The sequence below is a fragment of the Saliphagus sp. LR7 genome (assembly GCF_003344565.1).
Lineage (GTDB): Archaea > Halobacteriota > Halobacteria > Halobacteriales > Natrialbaceae > Saliphagus > Saliphagus infecundisoli.
Genome location: NZ_QPND01000010.1, coordinates 98,072 through 120,202, shown reverse-complemented (window position 1 = coordinate 120,202; position 22,131 = coordinate 98,072). Strand labels below are relative to the sequence as shown.

Here is a 22,131-nt window from a genome sequence, read left to right as displayed (position 1 = left end):
TGCCTCACTCGAAGGTCACCGCGTCCCGGAGTTCGCGGGCGGTCTCGAGTGCGTCCTCGACCTCCTCATCGGTGACGGCGACGTGGCCCATCTTCCGCAGCGGCCGGGCCTCGCGCTTGCCGTACCAGTGGAGGTCGGCCGTGGGGGTCTCGAGGACCCAGTCGATCCCCGAGAGCGCGGCCGGCCGCGGCTCGGAGACGTCGCCCAGCAGGTTGGTGGTGACCGTCGGCGAGCGGAGTTCGGTCGAGCCCAGCGGCCAGCCGAGAACGGCGCGAACGTGTTGCTCGAACTGCGAGCTTCGAGCGCCCTCGATCGTCCAGTGGCCCGAGTTGTGCGGGCGGGGTGCGATCTCGTTGAGCAGTATTTCGCCGTTGCTCGTTTCAAACAACTCGATCCCGTACACGCCCCGCCCCTCCATTACGGAGAGAACGTCCCCCGAGACCTCGCGGGCGCGTTCACGAATACGATCGTCAGTCCGCGCGGGAACGATCGTCTCCCGGAGGATCTCCTCGCGGTGGACGTTCTCGCCGATCGGGAACGCGGCGGTCTCGCCGTCGCCCTTGACCGCGATCACCGACAGCTCGCGCTCGAACTCGACGAACGACTCGACCATCGCCGGGCCGGCGACCGATTCGAGGGCCTCGGCTGCCTCGTTGGGCCCCTCGACGGGGACGTTCCCGCGGCCGTCGTAGCCCCCAGTTCGTGCCTTGAGCATCACCGGCGCGCCGTAGGCCTCGATCGCGTCGCGGATATCGTCGGCGTCCTCGACCGCCCGGAACGGCGGCACCGGGATCCCGGCCTCCTCGAGTTCCCGCTTCTGGACGAGTTTGTCGTGGATCGTCTCGAGCGTGGCGGGCTTCGGATGGACCGGCGTCCCCGTCTCCTCGCTGACCTCCGATAGCACCCGTTGGTCGGCGAGTTCGATCTCGAAGGTGAGCACGTCGGATAGTTCGGTGAGGTCGGCGATCGCCGCCCGGTCGTCGAACTCGGCGACGATCTGGTCGCGGGCGACCGCCCCAGCGGGCGCGTCCGGCGTCGGGTCGAGGACGACCAGTTCGACCCCGAGCGGGGCGGCGGCCTCGGCGAGCATCCGGCCCAGTTGGCCCCCGCCGACGACGCCGACAGTCGGTCCCGGCGTCCGTAACGTCGTCATGCGCGGCGCTTTCCCTTGCCGGAGGTTAAGGGTTCCCGTTCCCGCCGGTTTCGCTCGCTGCCGGGGTCCACTCGCCGGCGGGGTCGGCGTGGGCACGGACGGCGTCCTCTCGGAGGTAGAAGACGGTCTCGTCGCCGGGACTGCGCATCTCGACGGTCGTCCGGACGTAGCCCGCCATCGCCGGCAGCTCGCCGGCGCGGTCGGCGCGGACGACGACGGCGGCCGGCTCCTCGGCGAGCAGGGCGTCGAGTTCCTCCCGATCGTGGGCGCTCGCCGGCTCGGCGCCCGAACGCTCAACGTACCACGGCAGCGGGAGCCGGGAGTACCAGTTCCCGTTGTCCTCGACCTTGACGGGGCCGTCCTCGCCCTCCGTCCAGCGGTCGCCGACGGGCGGGCGGTGGGCCGCGCTCTCGTTGTCGATGGCGTACTCGCCGTAGTAGACGATCGGGCCGCCGGTCTCTTCGAGGACCGCCTCGAGATCCTCCAGGGGCGCCCGCAACTCCTGGTTCGGCTGGGCGTACTGGACGACGTGATCGCCGTCGGTCCGGGTGTTCGTCGGGTCGAAGGCCGTGGCGCCGACGACGGCGACCGTCGAGGAGAGAAGGAGGACGACGACGGCGACCGCGAGGGCGGCGTCAATACCGGCCCGCCTTCCGCCGGTTCCGGCCCGGAGATCGCGGGCCGCGTCGAGGCCCGTCTCCAGAATCCAGCCGAGCGCGACGCCCGCGGGGATCGCGAGGGGGACGAGGACGTGGACGAGCGCCCAGGTCGCCCAGATGTCCATCGCGAGCGCGTAGCCGGGCAGGCTGACGAGTCCCCAGTAGGCAAACCCCATCACGATCGGCCGCGGGCGGTCGGCGAAATAGCGCTCGCCCAGCGTCCCGGCGACCGCGAGGACGCTGATCGCTGGCGCGTACTCGACGAGCGCCCCGAGAAAGCGGGGCAGATAGTCCGTGAGTCGCTCGACGATCGACTCCTCCCCGGACTTGCCGCCCCAGTCGGCGATCCCGCTCCAGAAGTCCGACAGGGCCCGCTCCGTGACCGCCGGGAGGAGACCGGGGCGGGAAGCGAGGCGTTCGAACCCGACGCCGGTTCCGGCCGTGCGGGGTGCGTAGAAGACGACGAGGACGGCGACGAACAGCGCCGTCGCCAGCAGGAGGTGGCCGGCGTAGCACCCGGCCCGTCGGCGGGCCTCGGCCGACCGGATGCGATCGCGTGCACGGGCGAACCGATCCCGGAGGAGGGCCCGCGTCGGCCGGGCGGCGTCCGGTCGGAAGAGCGCGGTGTCGAGTAAGAGCGCGCCGGCGCCGAGCCAGCAGACGACGTAGACGACGGCGTTCTCCTTGGTCGTGAACCCCAGCCCCGAACAGAGGGCCGCGGCGTAGAGGTAGCGCGTCCGTCCCGTGACCGACAGCCGCACCGCCATCCCGAGCGCGAACAGCATGAACGTCGCCACCAGCACGTCGTTTCGCATGAACCGCGAGTAGTAGACGAGGATTGGGGACGCGGCCAGCAGCGCGCCGACCGAGACGACCTCGAGGGGGCGGAGATGGTCACGAAAGAGCCAGGCCGCGAGGGGAAGGAGGCCGCCGACGCCTGCGACCACCAGCCGCATCGCGAAGTCGGTCGGGCCGAGGAGGGCGAACACGAGGTCGTTGACGTGAACCAGGAACGGGCCGTGGACGATCGGGCGGTACTCCCAGAGCCCCGTCGCGCCGTACCGAAGGATATCGTAGCCGACACGACCCTCGTCCCAGTGAGCGACGCGCTCGCCGAGGAAGGCGAGGCGGACGGCCACCGCGAGGGCGGCGATCGCGAGCAGGGCGGGGAGGGTGTGGTCGTCGCGCGAGCCACGCGCCATCGTCCGTGCGTTCGCCGAGAGGGTCAAACGTGTTGTGTTCCCGATCGACCGCCGGAGCCGAGAGCGGTAGCTCTTTCATGCCCCCACGCGACGCTGGCGACATGCCCACGCTCGGCCTGGTGGTCGCCCGGTTCAACCGGTCGGTCACCGAGGAGATGGAAGAGCGGGCCCGCGAGGCCGCCGCCGATGCGGGCGCGGCGGTCGAGGAGACCGTCGCGGTCCCCGGCGTCTACGACGCGCCGCTCGCGGCCGACCGGCTGGCCCGCCGGGAGTCGATCGACGCGGTCGCCGTCGTCGGCGCCGTCGTCACCGGCGACACCGACCACGACCGGGTGATCGCCGACAGCACGGCGACCAGACTCTCCGACGTCTCCATCGAGCGTGACACGCCCGTCACCCTCGGCGTCACCGGTCCCGGCATGTCCGGCGCCGAGGCCCGCGAACGAATCGAGAAAGGCGGCGAGGCCGTCGAGAGCGCCCTCGCCCTCGTCGCCGAGTTGCCCGACCCCTGATATGACCATGGAATTCACCGACCGCCTGACCCGAGTCGAACCGTCCGCAACGCTCGCCGTCTCCGCGCTCGCGACCGAACTCGAGGCCGACGGCGCCGACGTCGTCGATCTCTCGGTCGGCGAGCCCGACTTCCCGACGCCCGAGACCGTCGTCGAGGCGGGGAAAGCGGCGATGGACGCCGGCCACACCGGCTACACCACCTCCGCGGGCATCCTCGAACTCCGCGAGGCGATTTCGGAGAAACTCGCCGACGACGGCCTCGATCACGGCCCCGAGGAGATCATCGTCACGCCCGGCGCCAAACAGGCGCTCTACGAAATCGTCCAGGCACTGATCGCCGACGGCGACGAAGTGACGCTGCTGGATCCCGCCTGGGTCTCCTATGAGGCGATGGTCGAGATGGCCGGCGGCTCGCTCTCGCGGGTCGACCTCTCCGAACACGATTTCCGGCTCGAACCCGCCCTGGAGGACCTCGCGGACGCGGTCTCCGACGATACCGAACTCCTGATCGTCAACTCGCCGTCGAACCCCACCGGCGCGGTGTACTCCGACGCGGCCCTGGAGGGCGTCCGGGACCTCGCAGTCGAACACGACGTCACGGTCATCAGCGACGAGATCTACAAGGAGATCACCTACGGCGTCGAGCCGACGAGCCTCGGCACGCTAGAGGGGATGGCCGACCGGACCATCACCGTCAACGGCTTCTCGAAGGCGTACTCGATGACCGGCTGGCGCCTTGGCTACTTCGCCGGTCCCGAAGCGCTGATCGACCAGGCGGGCAAACTCCACAGCCACTCGGTCTCCTCGGCGGTGAACTTCGTCCAGCACGCCGGGATCGAGGCCCTGGAGAACACCGACGACGCCGTCGCGGAGATGGTCGAGGCCTTCGAGGACCGTCGGGACCTCGTCGTCTCCCTGTTAGAGGAGGAGGGAGTGGACGTCGCCGTCCCCGACGGGGCGTTCTACATGATGCTCCCGGTCGAGGAGGACGACCAGGCGTGGTGCGAGAACGCCTTAGAGGACACCCACGTCGCGACCGTTCCCGGCAGCGCCTTCGGCACGCCCGGCTACGCCCGGATCTCCTACGCCGCGAGCGAGGACCGTCTCAGAGAGGGGATCGAACGCCTCGCCGACGGCGGCTACCTGTAGGCTATTTCCCGCCGGCTCCCCACTCTCGAGACATGGCACGCGAGGAGTCCGAGGAATCCGTTCGCGTCTGGCTCGTCGAGCGGACCTACTCCGACGACGAACAGAACATGATTATCCTCACCTACGCGACGACCGACGGCGAGCGCTACTTCCGGAAGGAGCGGGCGCTCACCTCGTTTACCGACGTCCGGGACACGACCGCCGCCGTTCTCGCCGACCCCGGCGATCTCGGGAGCGTGGACGACCCCGACCTCGAAGCGCGGTACGCCGCCGAGGCCGAACGGATGGCCGAGGCCCACGATCCCGACGACGTCATCTGACCGAACCGCGTTCAGTTCCCCTGGATCGCGTCGATGACCATCGCCCCGACCACGACGGGATCGGTCGGAACCGAACCGGGGTCGTCGATCTCGATCTCGTACCGGTCGAGGATCGAGAACTCGCCCGTGATGGTGCCGACGGGATCGCCGTCCGGATCGGTTATCTCGTACTCGTGGGCGATCCACTGGCCGAACGGCAGGAGCTTTCGGCCCACGGTGACGAGGGCTCCACGCGAGTCGATCTCCGCGAGCAGGGAGCCGTCGTCGGGGTCGCGGATCCGCCAGGTGTCCTGCAGGAGCGAGAGGTCGTTGTCCAGGACGACGACGTCCTCCCCGGTCCGGCCGTCCGTCAGGAGGTAGTCGCCCGCGACGTCCCACGTCCCGCTGGCTTTCACGGTGGCGATCTCGTTCCCGCCGGTATCGACGAGCGGGAACTCCGATTCGTCCTGGTACATGTTGTATACGCCACTGAACAGGGTGTCGCCGGCGGCGTCACTGGCTTCGTACTCGGGCCGAAAGTTCTCGTCCTGTCCCGTCTGTTCGACCGTGTACCGGCTCCCTGAGAGGTCGAGCGCACTGATCTCGTACTTCCGTTCAGGTGTCATTTCCGGGTCGTTGGCGCGTGGGGCCCTTAATTTCATGCGAGTCGCGAGCCCGCCTCGCGGAGAGTACCGGGTGCCGGGAACCCGGTCGTCGCCGGGTTGGTCCGCTCTACTAAAGCTCCGTCGCCGCCTCGAGTGCGGCCCCGATCGCCCGGCCGACGCCGTCGCTGGCTTCCTCGGGAAGTTCCGCCTCGTCGTCGCCGGTCCCCTTCTGGGTGCCCGCGACGAGGTTGCCGTCGGCCGCACAGATCGCCCCCGCCGCGAGCCCCCGGCGCCGGGCGAGCGTAAACAGCGCAGCGGCCTCCATCTCGACGGCGAGCAATCCCGCCTCCTCCCACGCGTCGAGCCCCGGCTCCCGCTCGAAGTAGAAGGCGTCGTCGGAGACGATCGGGCCGACGTGGGCGGGCCCGTCGCCGCCTTCGGCGGCCGAGACGAGCGCCGAGAGCACTCCGTGGTCGGGCACCGCGGGGAACTCGACGGGTTCGTATCTCCGGGTTGTGCCCTCCTGTTTTGCGGCGCCGGTCGCGACGACGAGGTCGCCGATCCCGACCTCTTCTTGGAGCGCCCCCGTCGTCCCGACGCGGATCGCGGTCTCGACGCCGGCGCGGGCGAGTTCCTCGATCGCGATCGTCGCCGAGGGACAGCCGATGCCCGTCGAACAGATCGAAAGCTCGCGGCCCTCGTAGTTCGCGTTGACCACCTTGTACTCGCGGTTTCGGGCGACGGTCTCGGCGTCCGTACAGCGGCCGGCGATGCGGTCGACGCGACCGGGGTCTCCCGGGAGGAGTACGAGGTCGTTGACGTCGCCGTCGTCGACCTGCAGGTGTGGCTGGGATGGCATCGTCCTCCTCTGGGACCTGCGGGTGAAAAACCCGCACGATCTCGGGCGATCCCGGGCGGTCCCGTTCGGTCTCGGCGTGGCTCGGAGTCCGTCTCAGTCGGCCGGGTAGACGTGGACGCTGTCGGGTCGGACGACCACCGTCGCCGATCCGACGGTGAACCGGACCTCGCCGTCGCCCCGCCGGCGACCGTCGTAGCGGTCGGCAAAGAGGGCGTCGAGGGCTTCGGGATCGACGTACTCGTAGAGCCGAACGCTGGCGTCGTGGACGTCCTCGCCGCGGTAGTCGGCGATGGCCGTCGCGGCGGCGACGCTCGGCGGTTCGCTTTCGTCCCGGTCGTATCTGACGGGATGGCCTCCGTCCCCGAACTCGGAGCCACCTGTAGCTTGTCTACTCATGCTCTCTTTGCGCCCCGTGGCGCATGCCCGACACGCCAACGGCCCACAGTATATAGGTACCGTCAGACAACACCGACTGAGAACGGCGCCGCCGCTGGCGAGCGGGGCTTCCGGCTACCACGAACGATACTAAATCGCTGCCGGTCAGTTTCGCGCGTCGAGAAACCGCTCGAGTCGGGCGCGGTCGGGCCCCGTCTGGGCGCCCTCGCTGGTCGTCGCCATCGCGCCACAGGCGTTGCCGTACGCGAGGGCTCGTTTCTCGCAGGCTCCCTCAAGGGTCGCCGCGAGAAAGCCGGCGGCGAAGGCGTCGCCCGCGCCGGTCGTATCGACCGTGTCGACGGCGAACCCGGGATGGTGTCGGCGTCCCTCCGCGGTTCGCAACTCGGCGCCGTCGGCGCCGTCGGTGACGACGAGCGCGTAGTCGCCGTCCTCGGGCAGCGACTCGGCCTCGCGGGCGGTCGCGAAGACGGTGTCGACGTGGGCGAAGACGCCGTCGTAGGTCCGCTCGCCGACCCGCCGGCCGGGATCGAAGCTCACCCCCACCCCGGCCTCGCTCGCGACCCGTGCGATGCGGGCGGCTGTCGCGGGCCGCTGGCTCGTGAGGTGGACGTGGCCGGCCCGCCGGACGCGTTCGGGATCGACGTCGCCGGGCTCGATCGCCTCGTTGACGCCGTCGGTGCCCAGCAGGGCGACCTCGCCGCGGTCGTCGACGAGGACGTGCTTGACGGCGGTCGGACCCTCGGGGGCCTCCCGTAGCCCCGCGGTCGAAACCCCCTCTCGTTCCAGGGTGGCCGCCGCGCGGGTCCCCGCCTCGTCGGTGCCGACGCTCCCCACGATCCCCGCGGGAACCGAGAGCCGCGAAAGCGAGACGGCGACGTTCGCGGCGCTGCCCCCACACGAGCGGTCGAACGACCGGATCGCGGACTCGGCGTCGGGCTCGGGGAGCCGGTCGACGCGGACGATCACGTCACAGTTGACGTGGCCGGCGGCCAGTACGGGACCCACTGTTCTCGGGCGGGATGCGGGCCGGGCGCAAAACGCTGACGGTTCCCCACCTCAGGCGACCAGAAAGAGGACGAGGTTGTGGAAGCCGGGGCCGAGGCCGACCGCGGCCACGAACGCCAGCACGAGCCGCGCCTGATCGGGCTCCTCGCGGACGTACTCCGTAAAGAGGTAGACGATTGAAGCCGACAGCGCGACCTTCACGAGAGCGAACGGCCAGCCGGCCCCGAGGTACGCCGCGGTCGGCAGCGCCTCGCCGACCCCGAGGATGATCCGGGAGGCGGGCACCGTCTCGGCGACCCCCAGATGGTCGTAGCCGACGGCGGTCGTCACCCCATCCAGGGTGTGTCCGAAGACGACGAGCGCGCCCGTCGCTCGGGTGACGGCGATGGTCTCTCCGGAGAGGGCCCCGACGGCGGCCCACGCGAGGGCGGTGACGATCACCGTGGCCACCAGCGCGACCGCCGGCCAGAACGGCTCGATCGAGCCCGCGCCGGCGCCGAAGGAGACGGCGACGGCGACGGCCGCGGCGAGGGTGAGCAGTCCGATCAGGCCGACCGGCCGGGCGGGCGAACTCGAGGAGACGACGGCGGCGAGCCAGACCAGGGCCGCGATCGCGGCGACCGTCAGGTAGACCGTCGGCGCGCCGACGAAGGGGGTGATCCAGTCGGGGAGCCCGCCGATCCCCTCGAGGACGTACAGCGTCGAGCCGACCATCATCCAGGGCGCCAAAGCGAGGACGAGCCCGTCGGTCACCCGGGCCCGGAGGCGCCACAGCGCCGCGCCGGCGCCCGCGAGGACGGCGACGAGGGGCGCGAGGACGTACCACGCCGGGAGGACGAACTCGTCGGGAACGACCATATCCGAAAGCGAGAGGGCAGCGACTAACACCTTCCGATCCCGCTCAGAACTCCCCCTCCCGGATCGCCCGCTCGGCGGCCGCGAGCGCCTCGTCGGGGTCGAACGCCGCTGCGATCCGCTCCATCTCCCCGTCGTCGGCCCCCGCGAGCTCGCGGGCGTGGGCGGTCATCGCCGGCAGCGCACGGACGACGTTGTCGACGATCGGGACGTCCGCGACCCGTGCCGTCCGCGAGCCGGGGTTGAGATCGATCGCGACCACGACTTTCCCCATCGCCGCCAGCGCCTCGGCCCGGTCGCCGTCCTCCAGGGGAACGAGGACGGCGTCGGCCGCGCCGATCCCGTCGGCGTCGACCGTCGCGCGCTCGTGGTCGAGTCCCGGGATCCGGCCGTCCGCGGTCAGTCCCTTCACGTCCGCCGCGCCGTGCTCGCGGAGGTGCTCCTCGATCGCTTCCATCCGCTCGTCGGTCCGGTTGAAGAGGTTGACCTCGAGGGCGGCGCCGACCGCGTCGGCGAGTTCGACCGTTTCTCCGGGTGCGAGCGCGGCGACGTTGCCGTTGACCGAGACGACGGGGTGGTCGGCGGCCAGCAGGCGGGCGACCCCCGCGCGGGCCGCCCGGTCGGCCGTCGGGATCGTCTCCTCGCCCAGCAGGTAGTCGAAGGCCTCGCCTCTCCCCTGGGCGATCAGCCCCTGGCGGCTCGTGATCCCCCGATCGACCCCCGCCTCGATCCGGTGGCGGGTCACGAGCGACTCGTAGCGGGGGTGGTCCTCGGGAAGCGCCGACTCGTCCATCGGTCCCCGCTCGGCGGGGGGCGGAAAAAAGGCCGACGGTTCCGCGGCCCGGGATCGGCTCCCGGAGCCGGGCCCCGCTCACCCCTCCAGCGTCGCCCCTGCCGGATCGATCGCACAGACCGCGGGGTCGTAGCCCGCGTCGGTGAGACCGGTGCCGACGGCGAAGGCGGTGTCGCCGAGCATCGCCATCGACGCCTGGCCGCCCTCAGCGGCGACGGCCTCGATCGCCTCGCGCGCCTCGGGGGTGAGCAGGTCGGCCTCGCGGGCGAACCGCCGGGAGGCGTGGATCACGGAGGACAGCGTCGGCTCCGAGACCACCCGCGAGAGGGCCCGCTTGCCGGCCTCGGTCAGCCGGTCTGTCTCGCCGGCGAGCACGTCCGCTGTCGAGCGCTCGCCGAAGGTCACATACTCCACACGCGCGCGCGCCGGGACGGCGTCGATCGAGTTGACCGCGGGCGCGCCGGGCTCGAGCCGGATCGGGACCCCGCCGCGGGCCTGGGCGACGACGTCTCCGAGCCCCGTGCCCGCCCGAACGTCGGCAGCGTGGGCGATCGTCACCAGCTCGTTCTCCGAGAGCCGGCGGTCGAACGCGGCGTTGGCCGCGAGCGCGGTGCCGAGCGCCATCGCCCCCGAGACGCCGAAGCCGGCGCCCAGCGGGAGGTCGGCGTCGATCTCGAGGCGGACGCCCGCATCGAGCTCGAGGGTCTCGAGGACCGTCTCCACGGCGTCGATCGACCCGGGCGACATGCGTTGGCGGTCGCCGCCGGCGTCCTCGAGGACGACCGCCGTCTTCCCGTCGGCGGGCTCGACCGTCACTCCCACGCCGTCGGTGAGCGCGAGCCCGGCACCTCGCGAGCCCGCTTCGGTCGGGTCCTCCGCGGGGTGGGCGCTAAAGAACCCCGTCACGTGGCCCGGGACGAACGCCGTCGCCTGCATGGGTCGGCGTTCCCGCCGACCCCGTATAAACGGTGGAGGTTCGGCGCTCGCGGCCGGCTCGGGTCAGCTAAAGCCCCGGCCGACGCGGTCCTCCTCGACCAGCTCGTCGAGCTCGGCCGAGAGCAGCCTGTCGGCCTCCTCGAACCGTTCGGATAGCTCGCCGAGTTCGTCGGGCCGGTCGTACTGGTCGTAGGCCATCGGGCCGAACGCGGGGCTCTCCATCGCCTCCATCACGTCGTCGAACATGTCTCCCGGCGTCGTCGGCGCGTCGGCGTGGGCCCGGACGACCTCCTCGACCCGGCTGGCCTGCTCGCTGGCGTGGTCCTCGTCCTCGGGGGCCGACCGGACCGCAAAGCGTCCCGTCCCCTCCTCGGGGAGGAAGCTCCCGATCTCGTCGTCGAGCGAGCGTGCGACCCGGCTCCCGACGCCTCTGACCTCGTAGGGGTTCTTCGCGTAGGTCTTCAGGAAGAAGACGCCCGCGGCCGGGTGCGCGAGGTAGAGGTCCTCGCCGACCCCGCCCGAACGGTCGCCGGCGACGGCCCGCCAGTCGTCGGCAGCAACGTCGCGCTCGGTCACGTCGGCGACGACGTCCTGCCAGTCACGGATCCGCATACCCGGAGTTGCGAGCCGACCGGAAAGAACGTATCGGTCATCGGGTCGGAGGAAACGATGTCACGATCGACCGTACCGACGGGCCACGATCGCCGGTCCACTGACTTCCCTCCGACCCTATCGGTCCACGGGCCGCGCCCGAACCGAAACGGCTACGGGTGAGCCCTCGACAGGGAGGGCGATGTCAACGACGGAGCGCCACCCGACCCTCGCGCCCTTTCTCGCCGCGCCCGCTCGCGGTCTTTTGCTCTCGGTCGCCCCGCTCGCGCTCGCGGCCGCCCAGCTCGCCAACGGCTACGCCAACGACCTCCCGGCCGCGGTCGCCGTCGGCTTCGCCGCCGCGATGGTCGCGTTCGCGGTCGTCGCGACGCGCCACCACGCCGCCGAGTGGCGACTGAACCGGCTCGAGGGGACGTTCGGGGAGTAAACTCGCGATTACCGTACGCCTGCCTCCCCGGCGAGGTCGGCACGCGCCTCGCGGGATTCATAGAGGACGTACCCCGAGAGGACGGCGACGAGCAGCCCCGCCACGGCCGTCGACCAGGCGGCGCCGCCGGCGAGCCCGACGGCGGCGACGGCGACGATCAGCCAGATCCCCAGCAGGGCGACGAGCCCGGCGACGCCGAGGGTCGGCGGATGGCCGGTCAGTCCCCGGTAGTACTCGTAGCCGGCCCCGAGGAAGATCACGGCGCCGACGAGGACGTTGTTCCAGAGCGCGGCCGCTCCCATCCCGTAGCCGAACGCCGAGACGGCGACCCAGGCGCCCAGAAGGGCGGCGACCCCGCTCGCGATCCGCCCCGTTCGACGCCGGTCGGTCGCGGGTCGCTCTCGGCTCCCTCCTCGGTCCCCCCGCCTTCCGCGCTCCCGATCGGGCGCGATCGGCTCCCCGTCGGGCTGTGGGCCCGGCGTCGGCCCGGACCGGTCGTCCCGTTCGGCTCCGACGTCGCTGTCGGCGCGGTCGTCCTCGCGTTCGTCGTACCCGAACTCGCCGTCAGCGGGCTCGTCCACGCGCTCGTCGGTACCGGTCCGCTCGCCGGTGTCGTCGTTTGCCATGTCCGGGGCTCCGGCGTGACCACTGAAAAACGCCGCCGACCGTTTCACGCCTCCATCGACCCCTTCCGGAGTAATCACGCGTTGGAACCGATCGGCCGGAGCCCGCAGTCCCCCGCCTCGTCGAGCGCTTCCTCGGCGGCCTCGACGTACTCCTCCTCCCGTCCTCCGTCGCCCGATCGTGCCGCGTCGGCCGCCCAGTAGTAGCGATCGGCCGCCCTCGCCATCGCCGCGGCCGTACAGTCGATCGCCGCGATCGCGCCGGCGAACGCCGACGACTCCGGAGGCTCGAACCCGGCCCGAACGTCCTCGAACGCCTCCCGGCTCGTCTCGAACGACGAGCGAGCCGTCACGTACGCCCCGCGCTCGAACACCTCGTGGCTCTCCCCGAAGCGCTCCTCGGCCGAAAGCAGCCCCTCGACGGTCCCGGCGATCTCCCCGGCGGCCCGGTCGTCGGCCACGAGGGAGGACCGCCGCTCGTCGACCCACGACCAGTCGACCGCCTCGACGGAGTCGAGGTCGCCTTCGGCCGCCTCAGCCGCCTCCTCGATCGCCCCGATCCGTCCGGCTCCCGACTCCAGTTCGCGGGCGACGTCCTCGGCGACGTAGGTCGCCCGGTCGTCCTCGCCCTCCCCGAGCGCCTCGAGCAGGCGGTCGACCGATCGGGCGATCCCGTGGAGCCACGGCTGGCCTTCGAGCAGGGTTCGGACGAACGCGACGGCGGATTCGATCGCCGACAGCGTGGCTTCCTGGTCGTCGGTCGCCTCGAACTCCCGGGCGTCGGCGACGGCGAGGCGCGCCGCCGAGAGCCGGTCGGCGATCGGTCGGGTCGAGAGCTCGTCGGTGGCGTCGAGGACGTCCCCGCTCTGGTCGTCGAGGTCGGCGACCGCCGCCGAGAGCTCCGACTGCGCCCGGTCGATTGCCTCGGCCGCGCGTTCGGCCTCGGTCGGCTCGATCCTGAGGATCACCCGGGCGTCGCCCGAAAGCTCGACGTCCTCGACTGTCTGGCGGTCGCCGGCGATCGCCCCGGCCTGGTAGCTCCCCTCGGGCAGGGTCGCCTCGGCGGCGCCGCTCCCGTCGGTCGTCGCCCGGTCGGCGCCCTCGAAGGCGTCGATCGGCTCGCCGTTCTCGGCGACGGCGACGGTCGCGCCCTCGATCGGTTCGCCCTCGGCGTCGATCACGAGGACTACCAGCTCGTACTCCGGCGGCTCGTCGGACTCGTTCCCGGTCGCTTCTGGACTCTCGTTACCGGTTTCGTTCGCCGTCTCGTTTTCGTCCCCGCCGATCGTCGTCGCGTTCCCGTCTTCGGCCGTGTCATCCGCCGAGTTCCCGCCGTCGGGCGTGTCGTCCGTCTGAGTGGCGCCCTCGTCGGCGTCGTCACTCCCGTCGCCCGAACAGCCCGCGAGCGCGGCCGCCGCGCCGGCGGCGAGCACCGCCCGACGCTTCATGGCCCTATTCCGGCACGAGCGGTGATAAATGTAAAGCCGGCTCTTCTCCAGACTGGCGCCGGTCAGTAGACGGCGACGTCATCGAACGCCCCGCCGTAGGCGATGTGGTCGGGGTGGGTCGGCTCCATTCCCTTCAGGAACAGCCGCTCGATCTTCTCCCAGCTGTTCTCCCAGCCGAGGTGGCCGAGCTCCCGGGCCGTCGTCGCCCACCGGCCGACGCCCGTCTCGTGGACGACCCGGCGGGGCGCGTCGTCGTGAAACGCCTCGACCAGCCCCTCGGCGCCGTCGATCGCGCGGTCGAAGGCGGTGTAGGCGATCCCGACCGTCGAGGGCAGGTGGGCGTACGAGGAGCCGAAGGGGGGGTAGTCGAAGGCGTCGGCGATCGCCCGAGCCCGGCGGTTGTGCCGGGGGAGGTGCTTCGGGTTGTAGACCTCGATCGCGTCGACGGTCTCGCGATGGCGCGCCAGCTCCTCCCGGCCCAGACTCACCGTGGCGAACTCCGGGTGAGGCGCGAGAACGGCGGCGCCCTGGCGCTCGAGTTCGGCCATCGCGGCGTCGAGCGTAATGAAGTCGGGGACGGGTTCGCGGAGTCCGATCGCCAGCACGTGCTTCCGGTCGGCGACCGACCCCGTAAACACCTCGCGGGCGGGGATCACGAGCAGGTCGTCGCTCGAGTACGCCGCCGCGGCGGCCCGGATCTCCGGAAGGCGGGTGAAGTGGGGGGCGTAGACGATCGCGTCGAGGCCGGCGCCGATCGCCCGCTCGACGACCCGGTCGGTGAGGACCTTCACGTGGGGATCGACCCGGAACTCGTCGCGTTCGGACACGGAGTGGCGTTTCGCCACCGCCGAGTTATGGGTTCCTATTCTCCCGCCGGCTCCGCTCTCTCACACCCGTTCCGGGACGGCCAGACCCTGGGTCGGCTACTCGCCGCGGTACTCGATGGTGAGGCCGTCGTCGTTCGGCCGCGGCTCGACCTGCTTTACTGACGTGTTGGCGTAGAGGGCGACGGGGAGCCACGGGGAGAGTTCGTCGACCGTGACCCCGTTGTGGTTCCGGCGTACCTCCTCCACGAACGTGTGGACCTCCTCGGAGATCGAGGCCGCCTCGACCGACAGGTTGTTCCGGACGACCCCCGAGCGGCCGCGTTCGTCGACGACGTACAGTCGCATTTCGGTTCGATCCGTTCACGGAACCTACGGGCGCACGCAAAAGGAGTTCCCCGGAACCTGCCGGCAGGGTTCGTCCGGCTCCCCGATCGCGGTCCGGAACCGCGTCCCCGTCACTCCTCGGTTTCGTCGCCCCCGGCCGGTTCGTACACGTGGATCCAGCCGTCGCTCTCGACCTCGACGACGAGGCCGTCGTACCGAAAGGAGACCGTTCCGCTCCCCCGGCGGGACCGTCGGGGGGTCTCCGCCCCGAAGACGGTGTTTTCGAGGGCGGCGGCGTCGACGACATCGTACAACGGGGGCGATCCCACCTCCGTCGCCTCGACCCCCTTGGCATCGGCGATCGCGGCGACGAGCGTGGTCGTGAACTCGATGCTCTCCTCGGGATCGTAGTGGCGCTGGAGGACCTGGCGCACGCCCGGATCGTGACCGGTGGTGTCGCCGTTCGGACTACCCGTCATCCATCTCGCTTCGGGCGTGGGTCTCCTGTGCGCTGTCGAGGCTCGCACCGATCCCCTCGAGGACGGTCAGCACCTGCTCGGCGTGGTCGGCGGCCGCGATCGTCTCCTCGACCTCGTCGAAGCTGATGACTCCTTGATCGACGAGTTTCGGGACGTGGGCGTGGTACAACGAGACGTAGACCTGATCGCGTCGGGCGTCGGTCACGGCGTCCGTCGAGACGCCGTCCTCCCAGGCGGCGATCTTGGTCGCGAGCCCGGGCAGCGACCACTCGGCGTCCTCCAGGAGGGTATAACAGAGGTACCGTCGGCGCGGGTGGCCCAGCGCCTCGTAGACGTGGTCGATTTCGAGGTGATCCGGCGAGAGCGTCCGATCGCCCTCCGTGTCGAGCGCCAGCGACGATCGGGTCTCGTCGGATTGGGACTCGTCCGTCATGGCGTCACATACTCGAGAGCGGCACATAACGGCTTCCCTTCCCGATGTTTCGCGATACTGTCGATCGAGGTGATACGATGTCGCTCCCCGATTCGCGCCGAGCGATCCGACTCGCTACCGCTCGTCGGAGCCACTCGCGGACACACCATGCTCGTTCGTACCGTCCGACGAACTACCGTTCGTCGCTGTCCAAGACGCGGATCTGGTCGCCCCGGACCGTCACCGGAATCGGAACGGTCGCCTCGTAGAGCTCGACCGTCACCTGGTCTTTCCCCTCGTCGATGCGCTGGACCTGGGCCTTCTCGCCTTTGAACGGGCCGGCGATGAGTTCGACGATGTCGCCCTCGGCGATCCCCTCGACGTCCGGCTTGGGCGAGAGGAAGTGTTCGACCTCCGAGAGATCCGACTCGCCGGGAACGATCGTCCGGGCGTGGGGGATGTCCTCCAAGACGCGCTCGAGGACGGCGTTGCCCTCGGCCTCGACCATCACGTAGGAGGTAAGCGAGTCCGGCGCCAGCGCGGCGTGGACGTCCTCTTCCTCGCGGTTGATGATCATGTCGGCGACGGTCTGTTCCTGGCTCGCGGTCGTCTTGACGGCGAAGATGGGCATTAGAACCCACCCGTCAGCAGCCCCATCGTGACGCCGATGAGAAAGCCCATGAGCCCGACCAGCAGAATCCCCGCGCCGGCGATCTGTGAGACCTGGAGGAACTCCTCTCTCGACGGCGTCGAGGCCATCTTCAACACTCGAACGTACGAGTTCACGTCGTACGGAACGTCCATGGCCTCCGCTTCGGTGTCCGACGCCTTTTATCTGTCTCTCTCGCCGTTGCACACGACGGCCGACCGGTCATGGCCCTCGGGGCCCTCGCCTCGCCCATGGCAGAGGACGATACCGACCGCCGAGACGAGCACGAGGCCGAACGCGAGGCCGAGATCGAAGACGAGTTAGAGCGGATCGACCGCGATCCCGACGAGGCCGACACGGACGGCGACCTCGGGACCCAGAACGCCCCCCGGGACGAGGCCGAGGAACGCGACGAGCGCGAGGAGCAGTAAGGACCGGCACCGGACCCGCGGCGTCCGTTCACCCGCGAGCGAGGAGCACGGCGAGGCCCGCGACCACGAGCACCAGCCCGGGGAGAGCGGCGGCGACGGCGGCCGTCGGAACGGCGAGCCCGCCCGCGGCGCCGACGGCCGCCCCGAGGGCCGCGAGGACGGCGCCGACGACGACCGCTCCGGTCGCCGTCGCCGCGGAGACCCCGTCGGTTCCGTCGGTCGGTGACGGCCGTTCTGCGGGATCGACGAGGCGCCACCGGGGCGACCCGGCCGCGAGCAGGCGATCGATCGGGTCGCGTACCGCGGGTGGAAGCGCCGCCAGCGAGTCCTCCGGGAGCCACGCCCGCCACCGGCTCCCGCCCTCGTCGCCGGCGTCGGTCCGGGCCAGATAGACCGTCTCCCCGCGGAGGTGGCCGACCGAGGCGGCGTCGTAGCCGACGTCATCGACGATCCGGGCGAGCAGGAACTCTTCGGACCACGGGATCGGTTTCTCGAGATCGAACCCGACGCGGGGGCCGTGGGGGAGGGCGACCTCGAGGCGGACGGTTCGCGAATCGAGGGACTCGATCGCGGCGACCCGACCCTCGACGTACCCCTCGGGGGTCGTCGAGAGGTCGATCCGCCCCAGTTCGTCCTCGAGGCGGCGTTCGGGCGGCTCCCGGTCGGAGCCGCGGGCGTCGCGGTCGGATCGCTCGGCGCGTTCGATCTCGATCTCGAGTTCGTCCGATCGGTCGGCGGTCATCCGGGGGCTGTGGCGCCAGTCATCTCAGTCGAGGCCGACCAGTCCGCGACAGTCCCCACAGAGCGCCTCGCCTTTGACGTCGACCTCCCGGACGGTCGGCGAGAAGTTCATCACGCAGCGGTCGTCCTCGCAGTGTTCGAGGCCGTAGGTGTGGCCGACCTCGTGGACGATCTCCTTGCGGACGCGATCGGAGAAGACGTCGGCCTCGCTCTTTCGGCTGAGTCCGCCGTCGCTCGAGGTCTGGAGCCGGTAGGTCGAGACGACGCTGCCGCTGCCGTCGAGGTAGGCGAGCCCGAAGACGTAGTTCCGGCGGCGATAGAAGAGGTCCAGTGGCGTGATCGCGATGTTCTTCTCGCCGCGGCCGACCCGTTCTGCGAGTTGGATGAAGTTCTCCGCGCAGTACTGGTTCCGGCCGGTGTCGTAGGCGCCGTCGGGAACCGACTGCGAGTCGTTGACCGTCACCTCACAGCCGTAGATCGACCGCAGTGCCGAGGAGGCCGCCCGCGTCACGGGCGCGGAGACGTTGCCGACCGGCACGATATCGACGGGCATGAAAACCCGTAAGACCGCCCGCGGCATAAACATCCCGCCGTGTCACGCGGAGAGAACGAGGCGATCGTAGACCGCCTGGCCCGCGAGCGCGTCGTCGAGGTCGGGATCGGCCGCCGGACCGACGTCGCGAACGCGCTTGCAGAGCGGGGAACGGCCGTCGTCGCGACCGACGTCCATCCCAGGGAAGTCCCCGAGGCGGTCGAGTTCGTGATCGACGACGTCGTCTCCCCCACGCGCTCGGTGTACGAGGGTGCGGACCTGCTCTACGCGCTCAACCTGCCCCCCGAACTCCACCGGCCCGCCCGCGACGTCGCCCGGGCGGTCGGCGCGGAGTTTCGCTTTACGACCCTGGGAGGCGACGGGCCGGCGATCCCCGCCGACCAGAGGAGCGTCGGCGGCGAAACGCTGTACGCGCCCGCCGAGCGCGGCGGGCCCTGACCCGGGCGACTCTGGCTTTCCGGCCGGCGGGGCTCCCAATCGGCTTTTAGGGCCGTAGCCTGTATCGAGGGTATGACACCGACAGCGAGCGAGACGCCGGACCGGCTTCCGGCGGCCTGCCCCGCCTGTTCGCCCGACGCCGAGACCGTCCACGAGGTCCTCTCCTCGGGCGGCGGCGATCTCACGGTCCGCTGTAGCGACTGCAGCCACGTCCACAAGATCCAGCCCGAACGCACCCGCGAGCGGAGCCTCGACGTGATTGTCTCCCAGGACGGCGAGTCCTTCAGCGCGAACGTGACGACGCCCGCCGAGGAGACCATCGAGGTCGGCGACGAGTTCCTCGTCGAGACCGAGGAGGTGCTCTCGACCGTGCGGGTGACGAGCCTCGAGGGCGAAGGCGAGAAACGCTTCGACTCTGCAGTCGCGGAGGACGTCGAGACGGTCTGGAGCCGCGAGATAGACAACGTCTCCGTCGACGTCACGGTCCACCCCCAGGACGGGAGCCGCGACGACAGCCGGAGCGTGACGGTCCACGTGCCGGGCGACTACGACTTTACCGTCGGGGAGAGCGAGGGGTTCGGCGACGACGAGTTCACCGTCGACGCGATCGTCGTCCGCGAGGATGCGACCGGCTACTGGACGACGCGGTTCGAACAGGACGGCGACGCGGTCGCCGCCAAGGACGCAAAGCGGGTGTACGCCTACGACGACACGAGCAGCGCCTGGTCGGCCTGGTAACCGGTCCGACCATGCCCGACTACGAGCACGAACGGGACCGGCTGGTCGACGGGCTCGCCGGCCGGATCGATGACGATCGAGTAGTGGAGGCCCTTCGAAGGGTTCCCCGCCACGAGTTCGTCCCGCCCGCCCGGCGCGACCGGGCGTACGTCGATCGCCCGCTCCCGATCGGGGACGACCAGACGATCAGCGCGCCCCACATGGTCGCGATCATGGCCGACCTCCTCGAACTCTCCCCGGGCGAGTCCGTCCTTGAGATCGGCACCGGCTGTGGCTACCACGCCGCGATCACGGCCGAGATCGTCGGCGCCGAACACGTCGCGAGCGTCGAGTACAGCGAGGCCCTCGCGAGCGAGGCCCGCGAGACCCTCGCCGACGCCGGCTACGGCGCGATCGACGTTCGGGTCGGCGACGGCCGGGAGGGGTGGCCCGAGCGGGCTCCCTTCGACGCGGTCTACCTCACGTGTGGTGCCCCCGAGGTGCCCGGCGCGTTGGTCTCCCAGCTCCGGCCCGGCGGCCGGCTGCTCGCGCCGGTCGGGAGCGGTGCCCAGACGCTCGTCGAACTCCGGAACGGGGAGGATGGCGCGGTCGAGCGGACCGAACACGGCGGCGTGCGCTTCGTCAGGATGCGGGGATAGGGGGACCCCGAACGCGGCATTGATTAGCGTCGGCGCGATAGCTCGCTCATGGACCCCGCGGTACTGCGCGAGGACATGGTCGACGGCCTCGAGCACGAGGCCAAGGCCGTCCTCGAGGGGGAACGCGTCGCCGTCGCGATGCGGGAGGTCCCCCGCGAGGCGTTCGTCCCCGACGAGCGAACCGCCTACGCCGACCGCGAGCACGACCGACTCGGGACCCGCGTGCTCTCGCCCAGCGACGCCGCCCGCCTCCTTCGGGAACTCGATCCCCGACCCGGAGATTCGGTGCTCGTCGTCGGCGCCGGCGTCGGCTACACGGTCGCGCTCGCCGCCGAACTCGCGGGCGCGCGCAACGTCCACGCCGTCGAGATCGCTCGACCGGTGGTGTACGAGGCCCGCGAGAACCTCGGGCGGGCAGGCTACGGCGAGGTCCTCGTCGACTGTCGGGACGGCGCCCGGGGACTCCCCGAGTACGCCCCGTTCGACCGGATCTTGGTCGAGGCCGCGACGGTCGATCCTCCGGGGGCGCTCGTAGAGCAACTCGCCGACGACGGCCGACTCGTCTACCCGAAGGGACCCGGTCGTGGCTCCCAGCGCATCGAGCGGGTCGACGGTCCAGACTTCGACCCCGAGGGGTCCGAGGAAGGGGAAGCGCGGATCTCGCTGTCGCCGCTGCTGGTTTCGGGCGAACAGTCGGGGGCGATCGAACGAGACCGGACGGCCCGCGAGGACGACGAACACGCCCGCCGGCGCGCCGAGTCGCGGACCGGCTGGGAACACGACTGGCTCGAGTGGGAGTAGAGCGTCAGGGGGGTGGGGAAAGAGGTGGCGTCGGTCCGCGCGGACCGGGGTCGCCGACCGACGGTCGGGTCGGCGGGGAGTTAACCCTGCCTCCAAACTGTTTAGGACCGTCCCAACCCCTAAGCGACCTGCCTCCCTCGCCCCGGGCGTGTTCGACGCCCACGTCCACTCGAACTACTCCGACGGTCGCTTTCTCCCCCGCATGTCGAGGCCGCAGCGGAAGCCGGCCTCAAGGGGGTCGTCCACCCCGACCCCGAGTTCCTTGAGGCCCTCCTTGAGTACGATGTCCCGGTCGCCGTCGGCACCGACTCCCACCGCCCCGGGGAGATCGGCGAGCGCGTGGAGTTCCTCGAGGGCTTTCTCGAGAAACGGGGACTCGAGCCAGTGACGCCTCTCGAGTTCATCTCGGAGTGAGGTCGATCAGCCGTCCTCCCGCTCCGGGAGGTTGGCGTCGAACCGATACCGGTCGGCCCGGTTGACGCTCGGGTGGTCGATCTCCGGTTCGGAGAGGCGGAGATACGTATTGCGTCTGCCGACCGCATCGACCGGAACCCAGTAACGGGCGTCGGTTTCCTTACATCGGACGGCGAACGCGTCGGCGGAGCCGCCGTAGCCGACGAGTTCGACCTGGCCGTCGGACGTCGTCTTGCTCGCCGTCTTGAACCGGACCACGTCGTCCTCGATCCAGCCGGTCTTACACTGGACGCGAAACAGCTCCGTTCCGGTGTCGAGGATCAGGTCGTATTTGTCGTTGTCCCCGAACGGGACCGACACGGAGTATCCTCGTTCGACCAACGCGGCGATGAGTTTTGCCTCCGTTTCGTCCCCCGTCTGTTTCGTGTTCGCCATCGGTCGGGGAGACTGGTTTTCCGATCACGTATAAAGAGACGGATCGACTCTCCCACGTCTCACGACCGGCAACGGACGAACGGAACGGATCCGAGAAGTCGAGAGAGAACGCCCGGAGCGGGATTTGAACCCGCGTCACGACCGTGACAGGGTCGTATGATGGGCCACTACACCATCCGGGCTCGCAGTTTCAGGTATCGGTGTCCGAGTATTAAGGCTTTCCAATCGACGCCGGTGTGGTACGGCGGGGCGCCCATCCGGATCCGCGCGTGGACTCGCTTCGTCCGTCGGTGCCCAAAGGGATATATGCCCGAACGGCGTAGGTGGGACGTGCCCGATCCCCGACCGGGATCGCCGGTCGGATAGCACCGCAGCCGAGTCAGTTAGTAACCGTTAAATGCCTGCCGACGGTATGCTGCTGTAGTATCCCGTGACAGCACCTTCTCCCCCGGTAGCCGAGACCAGCATCCACCGCGGTGACACCCATACATGGTAGACGTAAGCCAACACGAACTCGTCCCCGAGCACACCGTCCTCGACGAGGAGATCCTAGAGGACGTCCTCGAGGAGTACGACATCGATCGCACCGACCTGCCGAAGATAAAACGCACGGACCCGGCGCTTCCCGACGAGGCCGAGATGGGAGACGTCGTCAAGATCGTGCGAGACTCCCGGACGGCCGATCAGGCGGTCGTCTACCGACTGGTGGTGGACTGA

At 70.4% G+C, this 22,131-nt stretch carries 32 protein-coding genes and 1 tRNA gene; 10 read left to right on the top strand and 23 right to left on the bottom strand.

Annotated elements, in window-relative coordinates:
• Positions 1-4: 4 nt before the first annotated feature.
• Both DVH23_RS14555 and DVH23_RS14550 read right to left on the bottom strand, forming a co-directional pair.
• Positions 5-1,249 (bottom strand): 5-(carboxyamino)imidazole ribonucleotide synthase, encoded by a 1,245-nt coding sequence (locus tag DVH23_RS14555; protein ID WP_342764185.1) that lies wholly within the window; start codon positions 1,247-1,249, stop codon positions 5-7.
• Positions 1,179-3,014, bottom strand: coding sequence for a flippase activity-associated protein Agl23 (locus DVH23_RS14550; protein ID WP_114578156.1), 1,836 nt, complete (start codon positions 3,012-3,014; stop codon positions 1,179-1,181). The genes DVH23_RS14555 and DVH23_RS14550 overlap by 71 nt, the downstream gene beginning before the upstream one ends.
• Before the next feature lie 101 nt (positions 3,015-3,115).
• Here DVH23_RS14550 and ribH point away from each other — a divergent pair, with 101 nt between their 5' ends.
• From ribH to DVH23_RS14535, 3 genes are read left to right on the top strand one after another with little or no spacing between them, the layout of a single operon-like run.
• A complete protein-coding gene (ribH, locus tag DVH23_RS14545) occupies positions 3,116-3,526 on the top strand; it encodes a 6,7-dimethyl-8-ribityllumazine synthase (protein WP_114578155.1) in 411 nt (136 codons plus the stop codon).
• A gap of 1 nt (position 3,527) precedes the next feature.
• Positions 3,528-4,676, top strand: coding sequence for a pyridoxal phosphate-dependent aminotransferase (locus tag DVH23_RS14540; RefSeq protein ID WP_114578154.1), 1,149 nt, complete (start codon positions 3,528-3,530; stop codon positions 4,674-4,676).
• A gap of 32 nt (positions 4,677-4,708) precedes the next feature.
• Complete coding sequence (locus DVH23_RS14535) at positions 4,709-4,996, top strand: hypothetical protein (protein WP_114578153.1); 288 nt, start codon at positions 4,709-4,711, stop codon at positions 4,994-4,996.
• An 11-nt stretch (positions 4,997-5,007) separates the two neighbouring features.
• On the opposite strand, the gene DVH23_RS14530 is transcribed toward DVH23_RS14535, so the two are convergent.
• The 8 genes from DVH23_RS14530 to DVH23_RS14495 form a co-directional block, all read right to left on the bottom strand.
• Positions 5,008-5,601 (bottom strand): hypothetical protein, encoded by a 594-nt coding sequence (locus tag DVH23_RS14530; RefSeq protein WP_114578152.1) that lies wholly within the window; start codon positions 5,599-5,601, stop codon positions 5,008-5,010.
• Positions 5,602-5,710: 109 nt separating this feature from the next.
• Positions 5,711-6,439, bottom strand: a complete 729-nt coding sequence (locus DVH23_RS14525) for a nucleoside phosphorylase (RefSeq protein ID WP_114578151.1) — start codon at positions 6,437-6,439, stop codon at positions 5,711-5,713.
• Between the two features lie 93 nt (positions 6,440-6,532).
• Positions 6,533-6,835, bottom strand: a complete 303-nt coding sequence (locus tag DVH23_RS14520) for a HalOD1 output domain-containing protein (RefSeq protein ID WP_114578150.1) — start codon at positions 6,833-6,835, stop codon at positions 6,533-6,535.
• Positions 6,836-6,979: 144 nt separating this feature from the next.
• Positions 6,980-7,840, bottom strand: a complete 861-nt coding sequence (locus tag DVH23_RS14515; RefSeq protein WP_114578149.1) for a carbohydrate kinase family protein — start codon at positions 7,838-7,840, stop codon at positions 6,980-6,982.
• Positions 7,841-7,891: 51 nt separating this feature from the next.
• Positions 7,892-8,698: a DUF63 family protein gene (locus tag DVH23_RS14510; protein ID WP_114578148.1), complete on the bottom strand. Its 807-nt coding sequence runs from the start codon at positions 8,696-8,698 to the stop codon at positions 7,892-7,894.
• A gap of 43 nt (positions 8,699-8,741) precedes the next feature.
• Complete coding sequence (locus DVH23_RS14505; RefSeq protein ID WP_114578147.1) at positions 8,742-9,488, bottom strand: 4-phosphopantoate--beta-alanine ligase; 747 nt, start codon at positions 9,486-9,488, stop codon at positions 8,742-8,744.
• A gap of 78 nt (positions 9,489-9,566) precedes the next feature.
• Positions 9,567-10,424: a pantoate kinase gene (locus tag DVH23_RS14500; protein WP_114578146.1), complete on the bottom strand. Its 858-nt coding sequence runs from the start codon at positions 10,422-10,424 to the stop codon at positions 9,567-9,569.
• A 63-nt stretch (positions 10,425-10,487) separates the two neighbouring features.
• Positions 10,488-11,036, bottom strand: a complete 549-nt coding sequence (locus DVH23_RS14495) for a hypothetical protein (RefSeq protein WP_114578145.1) — start codon at positions 11,034-11,036, stop codon at positions 10,488-10,490.
• A 181-nt stretch (positions 11,037-11,217) separates the two neighbouring features.
• Here DVH23_RS14495 and DVH23_RS14490 point away from each other — a divergent pair, with 181 nt between their 5' ends.
• Positions 11,218-11,463 carry a hypothetical protein gene (locus DVH23_RS14490; RefSeq protein ID WP_114578144.1) on the top strand — a complete coding sequence of 82 codons (246 nt, stop codon included), beginning with the start codon at positions 11,218-11,220 and terminating at the stop codon, positions 11,461-11,463.
• Between the two features lie 8 nt (positions 11,464-11,471).
• Here DVH23_RS14490 and DVH23_RS14485 read toward each other — a convergent pair whose 3' ends face one another.
• The 8 genes from DVH23_RS14485 to DVH23_RS14450 form a co-directional block, all read right to left on the bottom strand.
• Positions 11,472-12,089, bottom strand: a complete 618-nt coding sequence (locus DVH23_RS14485) for an SPW repeat protein (RefSeq protein ID WP_114578143.1) — start codon at positions 12,087-12,089, stop codon at positions 11,472-11,474.
• Between the two features lie 74 nt (positions 12,090-12,163).
• Positions 12,164-13,534 carry a hypothetical protein gene (locus DVH23_RS14480; protein ID WP_114578142.1) on the bottom strand — a complete coding sequence of 457 codons (1,371 nt, stop codon included), beginning with the start codon at positions 13,532-13,534 and terminating at the stop codon, positions 12,164-12,166.
• A 62-nt stretch (positions 13,535-13,596) separates the two neighbouring features.
• Positions 13,597-14,361: a PHP-associated domain-containing protein gene (locus tag DVH23_RS14475; protein ID WP_114578141.1), complete on the bottom strand. Its 765-nt coding sequence runs from the start codon at positions 14,359-14,361 to the stop codon at positions 13,597-13,599.
• A gap of 96 nt (positions 14,362-14,457) precedes the next feature.
• Positions 14,458-14,706 (bottom strand): hypothetical protein, encoded by a 249-nt coding sequence (locus tag DVH23_RS14470; protein WP_114578140.1) that lies wholly within the window; start codon positions 14,704-14,706, stop codon positions 14,458-14,460.
• A 110-nt stretch (positions 14,707-14,816) separates the two neighbouring features.
• Positions 14,817-15,164, bottom strand: coding sequence for a HalOD1 output domain-containing protein (locus tag DVH23_RS14465; RefSeq protein ID WP_157972406.1), 348 nt, complete (start codon positions 15,162-15,164; stop codon positions 14,817-14,819).
• On the bottom strand, positions 15,154-15,597 hold the full coding sequence (locus DVH23_RS14460) for a hypothetical protein (protein ID WP_114578139.1): 444 nt from the start codon (positions 15,595-15,597) through the stop codon (positions 15,154-15,156). The genes DVH23_RS14465 and DVH23_RS14460 overlap by 11 nt, the downstream gene beginning before the upstream one ends.
• Positions 15,598-15,769: 172 nt before the next feature.
• Positions 15,770-16,207: a transcription elongation factor Spt5 gene (locus DVH23_RS14455; RefSeq protein WP_114578138.1), complete on the bottom strand. Its 438-nt coding sequence runs from the start codon at positions 16,205-16,207 to the stop codon at positions 15,770-15,772.
• A complete protein-coding gene (locus DVH23_RS14450) occupies positions 16,207-16,380 on the bottom strand; it encodes a protein translocase SEC61 complex subunit gamma (protein WP_114578137.1) in 174 nt (57 codons plus the stop codon). Before DVH23_RS14450 ends, DVH23_RS14455 begins: the two co-directional genes overlap by 1 nt.
• A 96-nt stretch (positions 16,381-16,476) precedes the next feature.
• On the opposite strand from DVH23_RS14450, the gene DVH23_RS14445 reads away from it, so the two are divergent.
• A complete protein-coding gene (locus DVH23_RS14445) occupies positions 16,477-16,656 on the top strand; it encodes a hypothetical protein (RefSeq protein ID WP_114578192.1) in 180 nt (59 codons plus the stop codon).
• Between the two features lie 28 nt (positions 16,657-16,684).
• On the opposite strand, the gene DVH23_RS14440 is transcribed toward DVH23_RS14445, so the two are convergent.
• Together DVH23_RS14440 and DVH23_RS14435 are read right to left on the bottom strand one after the other, a co-directional pair.
• A complete protein-coding gene (locus tag DVH23_RS14440) occupies positions 16,685-17,398 on the bottom strand; it encodes a hypothetical protein (RefSeq protein ID WP_114578136.1) in 714 nt (237 codons plus the stop codon).
• 24 nt (positions 17,399-17,422) lie between these two features.
• On the bottom strand, positions 17,423-17,950 hold the full coding sequence (locus DVH23_RS14435; RefSeq protein WP_114578135.1) for an archaemetzincin family Zn-dependent metalloprotease: 528 nt from the start codon (positions 17,948-17,950) through the stop codon (positions 17,423-17,425).
• A gap of 39 nt (positions 17,951-17,989) precedes the next feature.
• On the opposite strand from DVH23_RS14435, the gene DVH23_RS14430 reads away from it, so the two are divergent.
• From DVH23_RS14430 to DVH23_RS14415, 4 genes are all read left to right on the top strand, one after another.
• Entirely contained in the window at positions 17,990-18,388 is a 399-nt protein-coding gene (locus DVH23_RS14430; RefSeq protein ID WP_232833766.1) for a UPF0146 family protein, read from the top strand.
• Between the two features lie 72 nt (positions 18,389-18,460).
• Positions 18,461-19,126 carry an HVO_0476 family zinc finger protein gene (locus tag DVH23_RS14425; protein ID WP_114578134.1) on the top strand — a complete coding sequence of 222 codons (666 nt, stop codon included), beginning with the start codon at positions 18,461-18,463 and terminating at the stop codon, positions 19,124-19,126.
• An 11-nt stretch (positions 19,127-19,137) separates the two neighbouring features.
• Positions 19,138-19,764, top strand: coding sequence for a protein-L-isoaspartate(D-aspartate) O-methyltransferase (locus DVH23_RS14420; protein ID WP_114578133.1), 627 nt, complete (start codon positions 19,138-19,140; stop codon positions 19,762-19,764).
• A 48-nt stretch (positions 19,765-19,812) separates the two neighbouring features.
• Positions 19,813-20,565 carry a protein-L-isoaspartate O-methyltransferase gene (locus DVH23_RS14415; protein WP_114578132.1) on the top strand — a complete coding sequence of 251 codons (753 nt, stop codon included), beginning with the start codon at positions 19,813-19,815 and terminating at the stop codon, positions 20,563-20,565.
• Between the two features lie 174 nt (positions 20,566-20,739).
• Here the strand turns inward: DVH23_RS14415 and DVH23_RS23585 are convergent, their stop codons facing one another.
• From DVH23_RS23585 to DVH23_RS14405, 3 genes are all read right to left on the bottom strand, one after another.
• On the bottom strand, positions 20,740-20,880 hold the full coding sequence (locus DVH23_RS23585; RefSeq protein ID WP_157972405.1) for a hypothetical protein: 141 nt from the start codon (positions 20,878-20,880) through the stop codon (positions 20,740-20,742).
• Positions 20,881-20,985: 105 nt separating this feature from the next.
• Positions 20,986-21,414: a group I intron-associated PD-(D/E)XK endonuclease gene (locus DVH23_RS14410; protein ID WP_114578131.1), complete on the bottom strand. Its 429-nt coding sequence runs from the start codon at positions 21,412-21,414 to the stop codon at positions 20,986-20,988.
• 109 nt (positions 21,415-21,523) lie between these two features.
• Positions 21,524-21,596, bottom strand: a tRNA-Asp gene (locus DVH23_RS14405).
• A 307-nt stretch (positions 21,597-21,903) separates the two neighbouring features.
• Here DVH23_RS14405 and DVH23_RS14400 point away from each other — a divergent pair.
• A complete protein-coding gene (locus DVH23_RS14400; RefSeq protein ID WP_114578130.1) occupies positions 21,904-22,131 on the top strand; it encodes a DNA-directed RNA polymerase subunit H in 228 nt (75 codons plus the stop codon).

Excerpts from the sequence above, each read along its gene's own strand:
- DVH23_RS14410 (WP_114578131.1), bottom strand. The coding sequence starts at position 21,414 with ATGGCGAACACGAAACAGACGGGGGACGAAACGGAGGCAAAACTCATC.
- DVH23_RS14550 (WP_114578156.1), bottom strand. The coding sequence starts at position 3,014 with ATGGCGCGTGGCTCGCGCGACGACCACACCCTCCCCGCCCTGCTCGCG.
- DVH23_RS14500 (WP_114578146.1), bottom strand. The coding sequence starts at position 10,424 with ATGCAGGCGACGGCGTTCGTCCCGGGCCACGTGACGGGGTTCTTTAGC.
- DVH23_RS14460 (WP_114578139.1), bottom strand. The coding sequence starts at position 15,597 with ATGACGGACGAGTCCCAATCCGACGAGACCCGATCGTCGCTGGCGCTC.
- DVH23_RS14480 (WP_114578142.1), bottom strand. The coding sequence starts at position 13,534 with ATGAAGCGTCGGGCGGTGCTCGCCGCCGGCGCGGCGGCCGCGCTCGCG.
- DVH23_RS14535 (WP_114578153.1), top strand. The coding sequence starts at position 4,709 with ATGGCACGCGAGGAGTCCGAGGAATCCGTTCGCGTCTGGCTCGTCGAG.
- DVH23_RS14520 (WP_114578150.1), bottom strand. The coding sequence starts at position 6,835 with ATGAGTAGACAAGCTACAGGTGGCTCCGAGTTCGGGGACGGAGGCCAT.
- DVH23_RS14530 (WP_114578152.1), bottom strand. The coding sequence starts at position 5,601 with ATGACACCTGAACGGAAGTACGAGATCAGTGCGCTCGACCTCTCAGGG.
- DVH23_RS14400 (WP_114578130.1), top strand. The coding sequence starts at position 21,904 with ATGGTAGACGTAAGCCAACACGAACTCGTCCCCGAGCACACCGTCCTC.
- DVH23_RS14425 (WP_114578134.1), top strand. The coding sequence starts at position 18,461 with ATGACACCGACAGCGAGCGAGACGCCGGACCGGCTTCCGGCGGCCTGC.
- DVH23_RS14440 (WP_114578136.1), bottom strand. The coding sequence starts at position 17,398 with ATGACCGCCGACCGATCGGACGAACTCGAGATCGAGATCGAACGCGCC.
- DVH23_RS14465 (WP_157972406.1), bottom strand. The coding sequence starts at position 15,164 with ATGACGGGTAGTCCGAACGGCGACACCACCGGTCACGATCCGGGCGTG.
- DVH23_RS14415 (WP_114578132.1), top strand. The coding sequence starts at position 19,813 with ATGGACCCCGCGGTACTGCGCGAGGACATGGTCGACGGCCTCGAGCAC.
- DVH23_RS14525 (WP_114578151.1), bottom strand. The coding sequence starts at position 6,439 with ATGCCATCCCAGCCACACCTGCAGGTCGACGACGGCGACGTCAACGAC.
- DVH23_RS14435 (WP_114578135.1), bottom strand. The coding sequence starts at position 17,950 with ATGCCCGTCGATATCGTGCCGGTCGGCAACGTCTCCGCGCCCGTGACG.
- DVH23_RS14485 (WP_114578143.1), bottom strand. The coding sequence starts at position 12,089 with ATGGCAAACGACGACACCGGCGAGCGGACCGGTACCGACGAGCGCGTG.
- DVH23_RS14455 (WP_114578138.1), bottom strand. The coding sequence starts at position 16,207 with ATGCCCATCTTCGCCGTCAAGACGACCGCGAGCCAGGAACAGACCGTC.
- ribH (WP_114578155.1), top strand. The coding sequence starts at position 3,116 with ATGCCCACGCTCGGCCTGGTGGTCGCCCGGTTCAACCGGTCGGTCACC.
- DVH23_RS14445 (WP_114578192.1), top strand. The coding sequence starts at position 16,477 with ATGGCAGAGGACGATACCGACCGCCGAGACGAGCACGAGGCCGAACGC.
- DVH23_RS14510 (WP_114578148.1), bottom strand. The coding sequence starts at position 8,698 with ATGGTCGTTCCCGACGAGTTCGTCCTCCCGGCGTGGTACGTCCTCGCG.
- DVH23_RS14505 (WP_114578147.1), bottom strand. The coding sequence starts at position 9,488 with ATGGACGAGTCGGCGCTTCCCGAGGACCACCCCCGCTACGAGTCGCTC.
- DVH23_RS14495 (WP_114578145.1), bottom strand. The coding sequence starts at position 11,036 with ATGCGGATCCGTGACTGGCAGGACGTCGTCGCCGACGTGACCGAGCGC.
- DVH23_RS14490 (WP_114578144.1), top strand. The coding sequence starts at position 11,218 with ATGTCAACGACGGAGCGCCACCCGACCCTCGCGCCCTTTCTCGCCGCG.
- DVH23_RS14450 (WP_114578137.1), bottom strand. The coding sequence starts at position 16,380 with ATGGACGTTCCGTACGACGTGAACTCGTACGTTCGAGTGTTGAAGATG.
- DVH23_RS14470 (WP_114578140.1), bottom strand. The coding sequence starts at position 14,706 with ATGCGACTGTACGTCGTCGACGAACGCGGCCGCTCGGGGGTCGTCCGG.
- DVH23_RS14540 (WP_114578154.1), top strand. The coding sequence starts at position 3,528 with ATGACCATGGAATTCACCGACCGCCTGACCCGAGTCGAACCGTCCGCA.
- DVH23_RS14420 (WP_114578133.1), top strand. The coding sequence starts at position 19,138 with ATGCCCGACTACGAGCACGAACGGGACCGGCTGGTCGACGGGCTCGCC.